The 269-nt window shown below is 63.2% G+C and carries 1 protein-coding gene; it reads left to right on the top strand.

Annotated features, from left to right (window positions below; genetic code table 11):
* On the top strand, positions 1 to 269 hold a 269-nt coding region (locus VR44_RS40680), incomplete at both ends, for a hypothetical protein (RefSeq protein WP_045952741.1).

Here is a 269-nt window from a genome sequence, read left to right as displayed (position 1 = left end):
GGGAAGGAGCGGAAGTCGGACAAGGAGACGACCCCGAAGCAGAAGGAGATCCTCACGAACCAGTTGCACGTGTGGTGGGCCGAGCAGGACAAGACCTTCTGGGACCGCGTCTCGCGCTACTGCGATGCGAACAACCCGTCGGTGCAGCAGATGGTCCTGGAGATGAACATGGTCTCCGACATGTCCCAGACCGTCTCCCCGCAATGGGTGTGGGCCCGCGACACCGACAAGGCGGGTATCGCACTCGGGCTGGCGAACCAGTTCCTCGC

Source organism: Streptomyces katrae, from assembly GCF_000966975.1.
Classification (GTDB): Bacteria; Actinomycetota; Actinomycetes; order Streptomycetales; family Streptomycetaceae; genus Streptomyces; species Streptomyces katrae.
This window is presented reverse-complemented; position numbering and strand designations above follow the sequence as displayed.